Source organism: Flavobacterium sp. AK-345, from assembly GCF_058310175.1.
In genome coordinates this window covers 273913-291150 of sequence record NZ_JBZEER010000006.1, presented here as the reverse complement: position 1 = coordinate 291150, position 17238 = coordinate 273913, and the positions used below count along the sequence as shown (strand labels likewise).

The 17238-nt window shown below is 35.0% G+C and carries 7 protein-coding genes; all 7 read left to right on the top strand.

Annotated features, from left to right (window positions below; translation table 11 throughout):
* Positions 1 to 132: 132 nt before the first annotated feature.
* From AC4FQ3_RS13550 to AC4FQ3_RS13520, 7 genes are read left to right on the top strand one after another with little or no spacing between them, the layout of a single operon-like run.
* Positions 133 to 3312, top strand: a complete 3180-nt coding sequence (locus AC4FQ3_RS13550) for a baseplate J/gp47 family protein (RefSeq protein WP_491182188.1) — start codon at positions 133 to 135, stop codon at positions 3310 to 3312.
* Positions 3300 to 6002 carry a baseplate wedge protein gene (locus tag AC4FQ3_RS13545; protein ID WP_491182187.1) on the top strand — a complete coding sequence of 901 codons (2703 nt, stop codon included), beginning with the start codon at positions 3300 to 3302 and terminating at the stop codon, positions 6000 to 6002. Before AC4FQ3_RS13550 ends, AC4FQ3_RS13545 begins: the two co-directional genes overlap by 13 nt.
* A gap of 12 nt (positions 6003 to 6014) precedes the next feature.
* Positions 6015 to 9443, top strand: a complete 3429-nt coding sequence (locus AC4FQ3_RS13540; RefSeq protein ID WP_491182186.1) for a PKD domain-containing protein — start codon at positions 6015 to 6017, stop codon at positions 9441 to 9443.
* A complete protein-coding gene (locus AC4FQ3_RS13535) occupies positions 9444 to 11051 on the top strand; it encodes a contractile injection system tape measure protein (RefSeq protein ID WP_491182185.1) in 1608 nt (535 codons plus the stop codon).
* A 13-nt stretch (positions 11052 to 11064) separates the two neighbouring features.
* Positions 11065 to 11964: a DUF6734 family protein gene (locus AC4FQ3_RS13530; RefSeq protein WP_491182184.1), complete on the top strand. Its 900-nt coding sequence runs from the start codon at positions 11065 to 11067 to the stop codon at positions 11962 to 11964.
* A gap of 59 nt (positions 11965 to 12023) precedes the next feature.
* Positions 12024 to 13277, top strand: coding sequence for an eCIS core domain-containing protein (locus AC4FQ3_RS13525; RefSeq protein WP_491182183.1), 1254 nt, complete (start codon positions 12024 to 12026; stop codon positions 13275 to 13277).
* A gap of 21 nt (positions 13278 to 13298) precedes the next feature.
* Positions 13299 to 17225, top strand: coding sequence for an eCIS core domain-containing protein (locus AC4FQ3_RS13520; RefSeq protein ID WP_491182182.1), 3927 nt, complete (start codon positions 13299 to 13301; stop codon positions 17223 to 17225).
* Positions 17226 to 17238 lie beyond the last annotated feature (13 nt).

Here is a 17238-nt window from a genome sequence, read left to right as displayed (position 1 = left end):
GCAAAATCTGCGAGAAAAAATTTTAAAACAAAAAAGGAATACCTACAAGGTTTTGAAAACCTTGCAGGATTAGCAGTAAATAAAAGATTAAAAATAATTACACCTCAGCGAAGGTTAATATTTAATAGTATTATGTGTAACAACAGCGACCATACAAACGATATATTATTCAAACGAAATGGCACAGACCAAGGCGATCGCCTGAATACTATTCTGGATCCCAACAATTTGCAGCTTCATGACTTTGATATGGAAGATTGGTTAGTTTTTACCTATAACTTCGCCAAACAGGTTAATTTTTTTGAAACAAATGACAGCCAAAATCCAGCTGGCAACTGGCAGGAAATCTTTGATCATTTTGGTATTCCCAAAGATATTTCTAACAGAAATGACAAGGTTTATAATAATGTAAAACAAAATGTTTCAAAAATACTTCGCAACATTGAGTTTGAAGGCACATTAACACCACATATGACTCTTTTTGTGTGTTTCTTAAAACTATTGGAATTATCTAAAACACGTTTTAATTTAATTACAAAAAAACACCTTGATTTCTTCTATAAAGACATTTTGCAAATCGAAAAACTTCCTGCAAAAGCAGATAAAGTGCATGTTATTTTTGAATTGGCTAAAAAAAGTATCGAAGAAAGAATTGCTCCGTTAACCGAATTAGATGCCGGAAAAGATGCTGCAGGAAACAAACTTATTTACAAAACTACCGAAGAATTAATTGCCAATAAAGCTCAGATTACACAGCTTAAAAGTGTTTATAATGATATTGACCGAGGCAAAATAAAAGCCAGCGAAGTAGCAAACTCGCTTGACGGAAAAGGAGAAAGCCTTAAAGAAGAATCAAAATACTGGTTTCCTTTTGGATATACTGCTGTCGAGGAAAATTATACTGAACTACAGGCGGCTAAACTTGGTTTTGCAATTGCTTCTCCCCTGTTAGCATTACAGGAAGGAGAACGAAATATTGATATTACAATCACTTTTAACAAGGTTCTTGACTTTAAACAAGAATCCTTTACCACAGAGGATCTTGTAAATAATATCAGTGTTTTTTGCAGTGGTGAAAAAAAATGGCTGGGTGAATTTAAATTGGATGGCGAGGCTTCGAGTATTTCAGAAGATCAATTAAGACTTGTTTTTCAGATTTCGAAAGATACTCCGGCAATTGTCAATTACAACCAAAAAATATTGGGCGAGCATTTTTCCAGTACACATCCTGTTATTCGATTTTTAATTCATACTGAAAATACAGAAGGACATTCTTTATTTAGAAATTTAGTCACAAAAACCGTTAATAACATTAATGTAAAAGTAGATGTAACAGATGTTACCTCTTTATTGCTGGAAAGCGACACAGGTTTGCTTAACGCCGCTAAACCCTTCTACCCTTTTACAACCCAGCCTACAAAAGGTTCTTCATTTATAATAAATTATCCTGAAATCTTTTCGAAAAAATGGAAAAATATTGACGTTACCATCAATTGGAAAAATACACCAAACTCTTTCGTAACACATTACGCTGCTTATAAAACCAACTTTCTGGACGGAAACGAGAAGGCAGATCCCATTGTAGGTAAAGATGAATATTTTACAGCTACAGCAGCTGTATTAAATAAAGAAAACTGGGTAAAGAAAGATGAAGAAGTTGTATTGTTTAAAGTAAACGAGGCTACGAAGGGATATGAAACTGATTTTTCTGTAAAGGAAGATAATTACGAGATTGACAAAAGCGGTCCGATACGATTGACATTAAACCAATCCTTTCTGCATTCTTTATACCCAAAAATATATACGCTTGCGATATTGAGCAAAGATGCAAAACCAACGATTCCAAACGAAGCTTATACGCCATTTATCGAAACCATCAGTTTAAATTATACCGCAGAGGAAACTACAAGTTTTACCAATCAAACCGAAGAAGAATACCAGACAGATCGTATAAGATTATTTCACGAAGCTCCTTTTGGACAAAGTGAAGAGCATTTGTATCTAAAAAAACTAGCGCAGCAAAAAGCAGTTCTTGATGTAAATAATACCATTGCAAGCCACCTGGTTCCTGATTATTGCAACGGAGGCGAATTTTATATTGGTCTTGACGAAGCAGAAGTTACACAGCAAATTTCCTTATTGTTTCAGATATTAGAAGGAAGCGAAAATCCGCAGGCTAAATCTTTTACAGGAAAAGAAAAAGTACACTGGTTTGTGCTTTGTGATAATCAGTGGAAAAATATTGAAAACGAACTTTTGGCCAATTCCATAGATAATTTCTTAAAATCGGGTATCGTAAAATTTACTATCCCGAAACAGGCAACAAAAACCAATACTTTATTGCCCGACAACCTCATCTGGATCAAAGCCAAAATGCACAAAGCTTATGATGCTGTCTGCAAAGTTATCGATGTAAAAACACAAGTCGTTACCGCCGAATTTTTTAACAATGAAAATGAATTATCGCATTTAGAAAAAGGATTACCTGCCGAAACGATTTCTAAATTGATTAACAGAATTACACAAGTCAAAAGTGTTTCGCAGCCTTTTAATTCTTTTGGAGGAACACCTATAGAATCTGATAATACGTATTACAAACGTGTAAGCGAACGCCTTCGCCATAAAAACAGAGCGATAACACTTTGGGATTATGAACATCTCATTCTTCAGGAATTTCCAGAAGTATTTAGAGTAAAATGTCTTAACCATACCAATAACACAACCAATTCGTTTCTTTCTCCCGGCGATGTAACCCTTATTGTGGTTCCGGATATTATCAACAAAAATGTATTTGATATTTATGAGCCAAGAGTTAGCACAGCAACCTTAAATAAAATTCAAAATTACATCAGCAATTTAAACAGTATGCACGTCGATGCAGTAGTTATTAATCCGGAATACGAACAAGTGGTGGTTAAATTAAGTGTCAAATTTTATGCTGAATATGATGAGAATTTTTATAAAAAACAATTGAATGAAGATATAGCAAAATTCTTGTCTCCGTGGGCATTTGATACTTCTCAGGATATTCTTTTTGGAATTGAATTACACCGAAGTACCGTAATTGACTACATCGAAAAATTATACTATGTAGACTATTTAGCCGAATTGGAAATGGCAAAACTTGAAAACAATCCAGAACCCGAAAATCCAAATGATGCTGCTTATCAGGCCAAATTGGAATTTCTGCCAATAGTCTCTCCGTCAGACCCAAAACGCATTCTTGTATCGGTAAAAAATCACATTATTTCTACAGATATAAAAACTTGTAAAGATCCAATTATTCAACTACCAGAAAAATGTCAGTATTAAACCCACATAGCACTATTCCTAAAAAAGTTGCCACCGAAAACGACCTGGATTTCTTTTACCTAAGAAAAAAAGGTATTGAATATATCGAGCAGCTTGGAGGCAAATTATGGACCGATTTTAACTCGCATGATCCGGGTATCACGATGTTAGAAATGTTATGCTATGCCATAACAGATCTTGGCATGCGAATGAATCTTCCTATCGAAAACATATTGGCTTCAGATCAAAAGAGCAAGGGAATTGCTTCACAGTTTTTTAAAGCGTCAGAAGTATTGCCTACAAGTCCTGTAACAGCACTCGATTACAGAAAATTGTTTATCGATATCGACGGCGTTAAAAATTGCTGGCCGGCAAAACATAAAAAAACGGTTTATGTAAATTGTAAAGAAGATAAATTATCCTATGATTCTAAAGATTTTAACGAAGTTCCGAGAGGTTTTAAAAAGGAGTTTAATCTTAAAGGTTTATATGATCTTTATGTAGATTTTGAAAGTACAAATCCTTTGGAAATTAACAAAGTTAAAAACAAAATCAGAGAAAAATACCATGCCAACAGAAACCTGTGCGAAGATCTGATCAACATTATAAAAGTAGATGAATTTCCGATAAAAATATGCGCCAGTATTGAGGTAGATACTCAGGCCGATGAAGAAATGGTTCACGCGCTTGTATTGCATGCACTTGATGGCTATTTATCAACAACAGTCAATTTTTATTCTGTTAAACAAATGATGGATAAGGGATATACTTCCTTAGAAATTTTTGACGGTCCTATTCTTGAAAATGGTTTTATAGACACCAAAGAGTTAATCGAAGCCGAACTAACCAGTGAAGTACGATTATCTGATATTATAAAATTAATCATGAATGTGCCGGGGGTTATCTCCATCAAAGATATCGCTATGGGAGATTGCGGAGATGGCGATGCAAATTTAAATCAATGGCTAATTTGCCTTAAAGAATATCAGAAACCGATAATTTGTTATAAAAGTGTTTTCAATTATAATAAAGGTTTACTGCCGTTAAATATCGATAAGGAACAAGTAGCAATTTATCTTGACGAAATTGATGCTGCAAAAGATGCGGCCACTGCTTTTTCAAGTCAAAATAAAGAACTGAAATTACCCGACGGAAGCTATCTGGACATAGAAAGTTATACAACGATACAAAATGATTTTCCGGATACTTATGGTATTGGAGAAGATGGTTTGCCAACAAGAGCCACAACAGCCCGAAAATCTCAGGCAAAACAACTTAAAGGTTATCTTTTATTTTTTGATCAGATTTTAGGAAGCTATTTTAAACATTTAGGACAGGTGAATGAAATGCTTTCGGTAAGCGGTAATCTTACCAAAACATTTTTTACTCAGGCTATAAAAGATATCGACGGGCTTAGTGAACTGGTTTCCAATTACCCAGAAAACAATGATGAACATCTTACAGAAATTCTTTTTGAAAAACTGGATAATAATATAGAGAGAAGAAATGATATTCTGGATCATCTTTTAGGCCGTTTTGCCGAAAGTTTTTCTGAATATGTTTTCATCAACAAAAGTATTTATGGCAATGCTACAGACGAAGTGGTACTGAAAAACAAAGAAGATTTTCTGAAAGATTATAAAATCGTAAGTAAAAATCGGGGCAACTCTTTTAACTACTACAAACAGCCCAATAGTAATTTATGGGATACCGATAATGTTTCGGGAGTAAAAAAGAGGATATCCAGACTTTTAGGAATCAAAGATTATAATAGAAGAAACCTGTCTGATTCTTTTGTTGACTTATATCATTTTATTGATTCAGACAATCAGCTTGTTTACCGATGGAGAATCAGAGATACAGAAGACAATATTGTACTCTCCGGAACTACCGAATATTATGATACTTCGGCGGCCAACAGAGAACTATATTTTGCGGTTTTGCAAATTATTCAAACCAGAGAACACGATGTTGAAGAAGCTTTTAAAAAAGGAATTTCAGATCCTGAGGTTATTGGCAACATTCAGATTCATCAGGCAGATTCAGGCAAATATTCTTATGACATCATTAATCCGTTAATTACAGACGAAGACAACCCTGACCGAATTATTGCAAAACGATATACGTATTATGATACTTTACAGGAACTAAAACAATCTATTCTGGATTTGATTTATTTCATGAAAGAAGTTTTTACAGAAGAAGGCATGTTTATTGTCGAACACATGATGCTTCGTCCCGATGTAAATCTGATTACCGGAAATCCGGAAACATTTTTACCGATTTGTACTGATGAATGCAAAAGCTGCGAACCGCTGGATCCCTACTCCTATCGCATTAGCATTGTCCTGCCCGGATATACGCTGCGTTTTGCCAATACCGATTTTAGAAATTATATGGAAAAGGTCATTAAAGAAGAATTGCCATCGCACGTATTAGCAAAAATTTGCTGGATCGGGTACAGGAAAAATGAAATCGATGACCCGCTCGAAAATGAACTTGTGCAGTTTGAAAACTCTTATAAAGCATATTTGTTTGCCAAAACAGCACTGAACCAGGAACAACCGGAAACAGAATTAATATCATTTATTAAAGCTCTCTCCCACCTTAGCAATATATATCCTACGGGAAGATTATTTGATTGCAGCGACGAAAACGAAAATCAATTCCAAAAAATAATACTGGGAAAAACAAATTTAGGATCACTATAAATACCATTCAAAATGTTAGCAAAACTTTCAACCATAACAACTTTGTACCGAAAATTTACAAAAAATCAGGTACTTACAGAAGGACATCTTAACGAGATTGTAGATTATTTTGATGATCAGGACCGTATTTCCAGAATTGGTCTTAGTGGTGTAGGCATCATTTGCGGGTTTCAGGTTTCTTATAATGAATCGGCAAAAAACATCTCCATAACACAAGGCAACGGAATAACGACTGATGGTGATCTTATCCATTTATACAATACTATTCCTAACGGCGAAAAAGTCATTGATTTTGAAAGCAAACAATACACGCATTACAAAGTACACGACAACAAAAAAGCAGCTTATAAACCTTATTTCTACAATGGCAGCGATCAGCTTGAAATTTTCGAACTCTTAACTTACGAACAACAGGCGCTTGACAGTGCCAATACTTTCCCTATAGAATTTCTTAAAGAAAATACAGGATTAGATCTTACTGATGCCGTAATTTTATTATATATAGAAACTTATGAGAAAGAGGCCGATCTGTGCGTAAGTCTTTCCTGCGATAATCAGGGATTAGAAATTATTGGCAATCACAAAGCTTTATTGGTTAGTAAAGCAGTTGCAGATCAAATTAACAGCCATGATATAATTTTCAACGCAGTCAATTTTGCTAACCTGTATTATAACCTGCCATCGGTAATTTCAAACCGTATCGTTTTACATCCCGAAAATTTTATCAATTATACCGAAATCAAAAAAACATTCACCAACGGTATATTCAAAAACAATGTGATAAAAAAACTGAACGAAGGTTTTGAAATCCTGCTGAAAAGTTTACAAATGCCGGAAATTTTAAATTCAATTCAAAAAAATCTGGCAGAATTATTTGATTTTGATGAGAATAATGTCCCTCCCGATTTTCAATACAGATACGATCTTCTCAACGATTTAATAGATACTTATAACGAGATAAAACACTTACTAGCTCATATGGATGGTGAATTTTGCTGTCCGGATTTAAAATCTTTTCCCAAACATTTAATGCTGGGAGAAATCGTAAAAACCAAACCGTATTTTGAATACCGACACGGTTTTTACAAATCGCCTTTGCTTACCGGTCAAAACCTTAGTACAGCCAATGATTGTTTGCCATTTGACTTGTTTAATGAGCCCGTAAAAGAAGAGGAAGTTTATGAATTTATTATCGATCCGGAAGGTAAGGAAATCAAAATTTGCTACGGAAAAAATACCGATTTACAGCAATTATACAGCCTTATAAAACGCGCTGTACAATTATTGGCCAATTACAATGTCAATTTTAATGACATCAAAATTACGCCTAGTTTTGAGTTGGGTAGTTTAGGTAAAAAAGCGATTCCGTTTTATAATAATGTTGGAAATCATCTTATTGAACTTTGGGATTACGAAAAAACAGCAATAGCAAAACAATACAGCAACAGAAGTTACCACGACCAATATTTGAATACAAAACAACCGCTGGAATTTATCTCAGACCATGATTTTTACAGAATTGAAGGGCATCACGGAAAAAATTACAAGGAAGCCTTAAAAATGATTCAGGAAATAAGACGTCAGCACGGTTTAGGGTTTAATGTTGTCGTACTTGGCGTAACTGATTATGAAGCAAAAGAAGTTATAGAGAATTTTACTTCGTATTATCTCAACAAAAATCATGGCTATGAACACAAAGCAGGTGTAGCACCGGGAGGCACGTTTATCATGATTTATATTGAAGACGAATACAGATCGTATCCGTATTATTATTCAGAAGGAAATTCCTTAGCAGGCGATTTTGAAAGCGAAGGCAGTAAGGAAGAAGCAATTGTATATAATCCCATCATTGCCGATTTTACTTTGCCTTATTTGTGCTGCGACGATAATGTAATATCGCTGTCTTTACCTGTAGACAAACTTTGTTTTGATGAAAAAACTTCCTATTATCCATTTCATGTAACGCCAACCGGAGGTTATGTCAAAGCAGATATCAGCGAATATTTGAATGGAGGAGTTACAAAAAATGAATACGGCGAATTTGTTTTTGATCCAAAACTCGTGAGCGAAGAACTTATAGGACAACCCATAACTTTTACGGTCAATAACATCGAAACAAAATGTGAAGTAACCATTTTTAGAAAACCAAAATTTGATTTTACAACCGTAATCACGCCATCAGAAGAAAGCAATGAAGTTACTGTTGATTTTATTATTACGAGCGATAATCAGGACAAAATACAATACGTTTGGGATTTTGGTGATGGAAGCGGTATCATTATCACTACTGAAACAAAAATCCAGCATATCTATACCTATGAATCGCCAGTAGAAGACAGTTATAGTTTTCCTGTAAAAGTGGTTGGAGATAATGGCAACTGCAGCTATACCGTAAACCATTCGGTAACTTTTGAAATTGCAGATATCAAAGTTAGTATTGACGTTAATACTGTCTGCAGAAATGACGATACTCCGTATGTTTTCACCATCGAATCTAAAGGTAAAAAAGTAATATTAAGCGGCGACGGCGTTTCTTTCGATGAAGATACAAAACAATATGTTTTTATTGGTTATGATGTTCCTCCAGAAGTAAACAAGGTCGTGGTTTACGTAAATGGCAAACCTTCGGATATTGTCATTAAGATGCTAAATCTGCCAATAGCAAAATTTGATTATACTATTGAAAATGATAACCTGACCTTAATCAACAATTCTGAAGACGCTGTAAAATATGTATGGGAAATAGCAGGAGTAGTATTTGAAACCGAATCAACCGAACCCTTAATAAGCTCGATTTCAAAATATGAAAGTGCATCCATTCAGGTAACACTTTATGCCTACAGTAAATATTGCGGTGAAGATACCGATGGTCCAAGAGACATACCGCTTATAGAAAGAATTCCTATAGACAACTGTACAAAAAGTGTCAACACCTTTATCAAAAAAACAAAACTGATGTTTAAAGAAATAGACAGTCTGCCTGAATTAGAAAAATTTGGTAAAGACACTATTTTTATCAAAACCGAAGTTGAAAAGCAAATTCAAAATGTAGCCGAAAAAACAACTGCTTACATAAATGGTGAATTCAACCATTTATTAGTCGAAATGTTTACAGACAGTCTTTACAACAAAGTATTAGTTGCTACAGATACTACAATAAATAGTGAAAAAATAGCTCTGAGTTCCCTTACCGAAAGTCATATCGAGCTGTTTTATTTTATCCTAAAATGCCAGCAAACAAAAAACATCAAAGAATTTACTGATCAGATTAAATCTGTTTTGGATCGTATTAACGCGTTGCTGGTAAGTCTTAAAAAAGTCAAATACAATACAGATCCTAAGGGAACATTAAAAATATTCCTGTCAGATATGAAAGTTGTATTTAATGATGTCACTTTTATAGTAGACGAAATCAACAAACAAATAAACTATCTAAGCTAAATGCAGACTGCGAACCAACATATTATCAACAAGCTATTTCTTGAGGTTAATACGCCTTCAAAAGACAAGGCGTATTACCTGAAAGACAATCTAAACGCGTTTTTAAAAGAGGAAGTTTTTCCTCTTTTAGAAGCTTATTTTGATACGCTTCATGATAAAATGCCATTGCAGAGTATTCAGATAGAAAAATTAAACATCGGTTTTTCAATGCCTGCTGATTTTGATTTTAGTACCCTAAAAATCGAAATCATAAATCAGTTTCAAAAACAAATAGAACAACAAATTGACAAGGGCTTTCCTGATACAACAAATTATAACCTGGTACCTGTCAAAGAAAAAAACATCAATGAATTTTTCAGTTTTTTACAAACCGGAACTACTTCGTGGAGCGCTCTTTCAAAAGATATTCTCAACCTCAGCACAGAGAATCAATTTGAAAAAATGATCAGCGAAAAAGCTTTTGGTTTAAAATTAAAAAAGGCATTAGAAAATCGACAAAGCAGAATCAGATTCATCAAACAATTATCCGATAATCAGATTTATAGTATTCTTGCGAAAACATTTCTTTTCGAATTAAATGCTGCTGAACAAACAACTTCGGGAAATAGTAACAAAATAAAAGACACTATAAATGCCGTTATTTCAAAATCAAAACAAGGATTACATCAGAGAAATCTAGTTTGGGATCTACTTATTTCGCAATTATTAAAGGAAAACGAAAGTCTAATACAGAAAAAATTAGTTGATCTGTTTACTTCTTTTGATGTTATTAAAAAGTACCCTTCAACATTTGTTTTAGAAATTATAAAGAAGCAAATAGTAAATCAATCCGTTTTAGAAATACTAATTAATCTGGAAAATGAAGTTTTGCATGTAGCGAATATTCTCGAACAAAAAACTTCAGAAACACTTCAAAACAAAGACAGTAATTTATCAGAATCAAATTTTACAAAACCCGATAAATCTTCTGTTTCGGATGATAAAAAAGCTGAAGAAATAAATTTGGTTTTCGATACTAATAAAGAAATTTTCAATAATAATAATAAAGATGTTAAAACAGAAGAAATTTTGAATTCTGATTTGTTATTAAATGAAGAAATCCTTGCTGAAACCGCTACTGATTATTACGTAAACAATGCCGGATTAATTCTCATTCACCCTTTTTTAAAACAGCTTTTTGAGAATTGCAAATTACTCCATAAAGATAATACCATAAATGATCCCGAAGTTGCGGCGCATCTTTTACATTATATCGCCACGACCAAAGAACAGGATTATGAACACGAAATGCTGTTCGAAAAATTCTTGTGCAACATTCCGGCAAACCAAACCATAAACAGAAATATTACACTATCAGAAGAATTAAAAAATCATAGTAATGAAATGTTACTGGCCGTTCTGGAAAACTGGTCAATCATAAAAAATTCTTCTGTTGCCTTATTACAAAACGAATATTTACAAAGGCCGGGAAAAATAATATTGTCTGAAGATCATCCGAAAATTATTGTCGAAAGAAAAACACAGGATATTTTGCTGGATAAAATTACCTGGAATTTAGGAATTGTAAAACTGGCCTGGAAAAACAAAATAATTTTTGTTGACTGGTAATAAATAAATGAAGATGAGCACCGAAAATAAAACATTTATGAAAGAAGAACCAAGAATTATCTACAGTCTGGATACTTTTCCTTTACTAAATAACCGCTGGCAAGTGGGCAATAAATTGAAGGAAACCATCTATATGACGGCTTTAAGCATTTTATACAGTCATCTCTGGTACAAAGACATTGAACTTTATACTGACGAAACTGTGTATAAATTCTTGTATATGCTGCCTTGCAAAGTCACAAAAGTAAGCAATGAAAAAAATAAAGAACTCTGGATGAAATCGAAAATTCATGCTATTGAAAAACAGACAAAACCCTTTGTTCATCTCGACACAGATGTGTTTATAAAAAACAAAATCAACTTTAATTTCGACACTGTAATACTGGAAAGAAAAGAATGCGGCTACGAAATGCATTATAAAAGACAAATTGATTTTTTTTCTCAATATACCAAACAACTACCCTATTGGCATTCTAATTTAGGACACGCTTATGGTTGTGGCATATTGGGTTTTAATGATCTCAAACTTCGTGACAATTTTGTAAACGCCTATTACGATCTGGAACAAATTTATATGGCACATCGCGAAGAATTTGCTCCCTTAAAACAACAAGGATTTGAACCCTGCATTGTTATCGAACAATACAATCTGGCAGCGATTTTAAATTATTACAACATCACGCCAACCTTATTGCTTAAAGGACAAAATATCACCGAACATGGCAAATATGCCAATGAATTAGGTTATAGCCATCTCTTTGGTCTTAAAAAGTACAAAAAAAACATTACAGACGAAATTGAATACCGACTGTTTAAAATTTTTCCGTATTGGTATGACCAAATAAAAATTGAATTAGAAAAACATCAAATACTGCAAAAAGAAGATGTGAATCCTAAAATTATGGTTGCTTAAAATAAGCCAATTACGAGTAAAGAAATAATTATCTGTTTTAAATTATAAAAAATGAAGCTATGAGATCTTTAGAAAACAGAAAACAGGACAAGCACTCGCCTTCTCCTTTTTTTGAACCAAAAATTCAGAAAAAATTAAAAACAGGAACGGCAGGTGATCAATTTGAAGTAGAAGCCGATAGAGTTGCAGATCAGGTAACAAACAATCGTTCTTCTGGCGGAGGACTTTTGCAATCGAAAGAAGAAATTCAGCAAAAACCCATTTCAGAAACTATTTCTTCTGTTCAGGCAAAAGATATGAAGGAAGAAAAAGAACCCGTTCAGAAAAAATCGGATAAAAAAGAGGAAGAAAAACCCGTTCAGAAAAAAGGAAAGGACGAAGAGAAACCCGTTCAGAAAAAATCAGATAAAAAAGAAGACGAAAAACCTGTTCAGAAAAAAGGGAAGGACGAAGAAAAACCCGTTCAGAAAAAATCGGATAAAAAAGAGGACGAAAAACCGATTCAGAAGAAAGGAAAGGACGAAGAAAAACCCGTTCAGGCGAAATGCGACAATTGCGAAAAAGAAGATAAAGTTCAGAAAAAAGATCAAAAAGAAGAGGAAAAACCAGTTCAGAAAAAAACAGAAAGTGCAGAAAATGACATTCAGAACAATGAATTGGAAGGAAAATTGGAAAGTTCAAAAGGAAGCGGAAATCTTTTAGACCAAAAAACAAAAAGAGAAATGGAATCAGGTTTTGGCAGCGATTTCAGTAATGTAAAAATCCATACCGATTCAAATGCCGTTCAAATGAGTCATGAACTAGGCGCACAGGCTTTTACCAACGGAAATGATGTTTATTTTAACGAAGGAAAATACAATCCTGATTCTAAAGAAGGAAAACATTTACTGGCGCATGAATTAACACATACTGTTCAGCAAGGAAATCGAAGTAAAAATGTTCAAAAACAAAGCAATGTTGTGCAATTAGCCACAATACCATGGAATATAAACCAATGGACAACACACAAACGTGTATCAAACAACTTTAGTGTTGGCAGTGGTGGTTCTATACAAGTGAGTTCTAATTTGGGTTGGGTTGGTCCGCCCAGATGTAGTGATATAGCCAATGCAATAGAAGTTAAAATATACAGAAGTGCAGATTACTGGTTTGATAGTAATGTGCATTCCGAAACGATTTCATTATCAGGAGGAAGTACCTCGGTTTCAGATTTAAGCAGCGGCACTTATTATGTCGAAATTTATTTGGGAGGGAATAACGGAGATCCAACGCATTGCAGTTTAACCGGAAATATTTCTATAACAACATCATAACGAGACTATAAAAGCTTTTCTATGTCAGCATTTAGCCAAAAATCAAAATCAAATCCTTCCAGCCCATCTGCTTTTAACTCAAGACAGGGCGACGATTTTTTTGGTGTTCAGGCAAAGCTCAACATTGGAAAATCAAATGATAAATATGAAGTTGAAGCCGATAGTGTTGCGGACCAGGTAGTATCAAAAAAACAAAACAGTACTTCCGAATCTTTCTTTAGTCCATCGCCTGCTGTTCAAAAAAAATTAAATGAACCGAAAAAGGACGAAAATACTGTTCAGAAAAAATCATTAGTAGAAAATATCACTCCTGTTGCTCAGTTAAAAACAGAGAAAGAAGAAACCGTCCAAAACAAAACTGAAGTTACTAAGACTGCCGAAAAAACTCCAAAACCAAAACCCCTTGTTCAACAAAAGAAAACCGACGAGGAAATTCAAACCAAAGGAGACGAAGAAATTCAGGCAAAAGAAGAAGATAATGAACTTCAGATGAGTCCGGCCGCAGCATCGGGTTCGTCTGACAGTCCTAATATTGAAAGCACTTTAAACAGTAGTAAAGGCGGAGGTTCTCCCCTTTCGGGAAAAATTAAAACCGAAATGGAATCCGGTATTGGAGCCGATTTCAGTAATGTGCGTATACACAATGACTCCACTGCTGTGCAAATGAATCAGCAATTGGGCGCACAGGCTTTTGCAACCGGAAACAATATTTATTTTAACGAAGGAAAATACAATCCCAATTCGCAGGAAGGCAAGCATTTACTGGCTCACGAATTAACACATACCGTTCAGCAGGGAGCTACTATTCGCAAAAAACCACAAGAAATATCCTCTGCTCCCGAAATGATTCAAGGTTCGTTATTGTCCTTTGCGATTCCCGGTTTTATAAAAGACAACGTCAGACATATTCCGGGTTATACACTGCTTACAGTTGTAGCAGGTTATGATCCCTTGAATGATGTAAATGTCGATAGAAATGCCATCAATCTTATTGAAGGATTTATGGGATTGATTCCCTTTGGGACAGCCATATTTGATAAATTGCAGGAATATGGCATTATTGATCGTGTTTTTGATTGGGTCAACAATCGTTTGAGTGAATTGGGCCTCAGTATGGACGCGTTACTCAAACTCGTTAAAGATGCTTGGGACGAATCTTCAGTTACAACTTTCATAGATGTTGCCAGAACTAAATTTAATGAATTAGTACATCGGGTAACTACTTTCGCAACTTCGCTTGTCGATCAGGTAATTACCTGGATCAAAGAAGCCTTGATTGGTGTTGCTGAACCTCTACTGGCTGAAAACAAAGCCTGGTCATTAATCAAAAAAATAATCAAATACGATCCATTACGCGATGAAGCAGTCAATGCAACAACAGTAGAAATATTAGAAGATTTTCTAATCTTAATAGACAAGCAAACAGAGCTTGAGCAAATGCGCGAGAAAGGCACGCTGCAAAAAACTGCCGACTGGCTTGACACTCAGGTTGGAACTTTCAATTCGTTATTAGGCGAGCTTCGCGGACTTATAACTTCCGCATGGGATGCTATTCAGCCTTCTAACCTAATGAATATTGCTGATAATCTTACAGCACTTGCAGCTCAGGCGGGCGGGTTCCTGCAACGTGTTTGGGATTTTGCCTCTGGCGTAGCGCTCAAAGTATTAGAACTTGTTAAAGACTCATTGTTAGGATGGCTGTCTTCACAAGCCGCAACCGTAAGAGGTTATTCTTTGATAAAAGTAATTATAGGGCGTGATCCATTTACCAATGAAACTGTCGAAAGATCGGTTCCAAATCTCATTAGAGGTTTTATGAGTTTGATGGAAGGCGGCGAAGAACAATACGCCCAAATGGTTGAATCTGGTGCAATAGCCAGAATTGCCGGCGAAATTGAAGCGGCTGTTGCTACTCTAAACATGACGCCTGCTTCAATTATTCAACTCTTTACAGATCTTTGGAATTCGTTTACCATCAACGATCTTATAAATCCTCTTGATGCTTTCATTAGAATTATCGACAAATTCGGAGAACCAATCGGCAGACTGATTGCTTTTGTGGCAGAAATCATCAGGATTGTGATTATGGCGATTCTTCAAATCATGAATTTCCCATTTGATCTTATAGGAAACATCATTACCAGAGCTTTAGAAGCAATTGACGATATTAAAAAAGACCCAATTGGTTTCTTAAAAAATATCTTTAAAGCCCTGAAACAAGGATTCATTCAGTTCTTCGACAATATTGTTACCCATTTAATCAATGGTGTAACGGGCTGGCTTATGAGCGAATTAAAAGATGCCAATATTCCTGTACTTACTGATTTTACTTTAAAAGGTGTTATTACTTGGGTAATGGAAGTATTGAATATCTCAATGGAAAAAATCTGGGAAAAACTAGCGGCACATCCACGCATAGGACCTGCAAGAGTTGCCAGAATTAGAAGCATGATTAATACGCTAGAAGGCATTTGGACATTCATTAAAGATGTACACGAAAGAGGAATGGCTGCTATTTGGGATAAAATTCAGGAACAGCTCAGTAATTTATGGAATACCGTTCTCGATGCTGTAAAAAACTTCGTGATGGAACGCATCGTAAACCGCATAACAGCCAAGCTTTTAAGCATGTTAGACCCAACCGGAATCATGGCAATTATAAACGGGGCAATAGCTTTCTTCAACGCCATACAAAGTTTTATAAAATACCTGCGTGAAATGCTCGAAGTCGTTAACTCTTTTGTCAACGGTGTCGCAGATTTAGCCAAAGGCAATGTAACAACAGCAGCCAATTATCTGGAAAGAACTATGGGACAAGCTATGCCGGTCGTGATAGGTTTCCTTGCCAATCAGGTCGGATTAACAGGAATTGGGGCAAGAATTGGCGAAATGATTATTTCTGTACAACAAATGGTTGATGAGGCGCTTACTTGGCTGGTGAATAAAGCTGTTGATACGGGAATGAATATGTTGGATAGAGTTATGGGAAGAACTCAACCGGAGGCTGCTGCAGCACCCGGAGGCAACGAACAAAATTTTGAAGTTTCCACCCCTACTCATATGAAGGCTGCTTCTCATACATTAAAAGCCGAAGTGATTAACGGCAAATTGCAGTTTATTTTACAATCTGATCCGGTTATTATTGAATCAACATTAGTGCAAATTATAGCTGATATGCCCGATAACAATCCTAACAAACAAGTTCTCACTGGTTTTCTTGGGATTGTTAGAGATATTGAACACGATTATAGCGCAAATGAAAATGAAATTTTAAGAGGGGTAACTGCCAACACTCCTGAAACTCGACGTGCCGCCAAAGAAGCCTATATTCTTAGAAGACAAGCAGAAATTTCGAATACTTTACAAAATGTGGCAAATCTATTTCAAATAACAGAACTCAATGCATTCTTTGCTGCGGCTCCTTCACAACGTTATATCCCAGGAAGCAGCCAGCAGGAAATTGGCGGATTTATTAGATCCAATTTATATGACAATATGCATTCCTGGTCTACTTTTAGAGATAATTATATGAGTACTCACCTCACACCGCTTATTTCCAGAATAAATGGAGTTAAAGCAACAGGAAATATAACTTCATGGCAATTATTAAAAACAGAAGGAGTAATAGAAGAAAATGCTGATATTACAAATTATAACCCATCTACAATTATTTATGCGCTAGATCATGACACTCCTGTAGCACAGTTATGGAATAGTCAGGGATATGATGCAGATAATGACAGTACAAGACGTAATCATTTTTTAGATACAAATAATTTAAAAATAATGACCCGAAGACAAAATTCTGCAAAAGGATCTGGCGGTATACAATATACTAAATATGTAGGTCCTAACTTTGTTAGTAGTATTGCCGATGGAGGTGCTAAGAGTGCAAAACGTATTGCAGGGCAAAAATTTAGAGATGCCAGTGGTAATGAGATTAATTAACATAAACTAAAAG

What these genes read in the sequence shown, in the direction of transcription:
- AC4FQ3_RS13535 (WP_491182185.1), top strand. Translation starts at nt 9,444, where the DNA reads ATGCAGACTGCGAACCAACATATTATCAACAAGCTATTTCTTGAGGTT.
- AC4FQ3_RS13530 (WP_491182184.1), top strand. Translation starts at nt 11,065, where the DNA reads ATGAGCACCGAAAATAAAACATTTATGAAAGAAGAACCAAGAATTATC.
- AC4FQ3_RS13545 (WP_491182187.1), top strand. Translation starts at nt 3,300, where the DNA reads ATGTCAGTATTAAACCCACATAGCACTATTCCTAAAAAAGTTGCCACC.
- AC4FQ3_RS13550 (WP_491182188.1), top strand. Translation starts at nt 133, where the DNA reads ATGTGTAACAACAGCGACCATACAAACGATATATTATTCAAACGAAAT.
- AC4FQ3_RS13520 (WP_491182182.1), top strand. Translation starts at nt 13,299, where the DNA reads ATGTCAGCATTTAGCCAAAAATCAAAATCAAATCCTTCCAGCCCATCT.
- AC4FQ3_RS13540 (WP_491182186.1), top strand. Translation starts at nt 6,015, where the DNA reads ATGTTAGCAAAACTTTCAACCATAACAACTTTGTACCGAAAATTTACA.
- AC4FQ3_RS13525 (WP_491182183.1), top strand. Translation starts at nt 12,024, where the DNA reads ATGAGATCTTTAGAAAACAGAAAACAGGACAAGCACTCGCCTTCTCCT.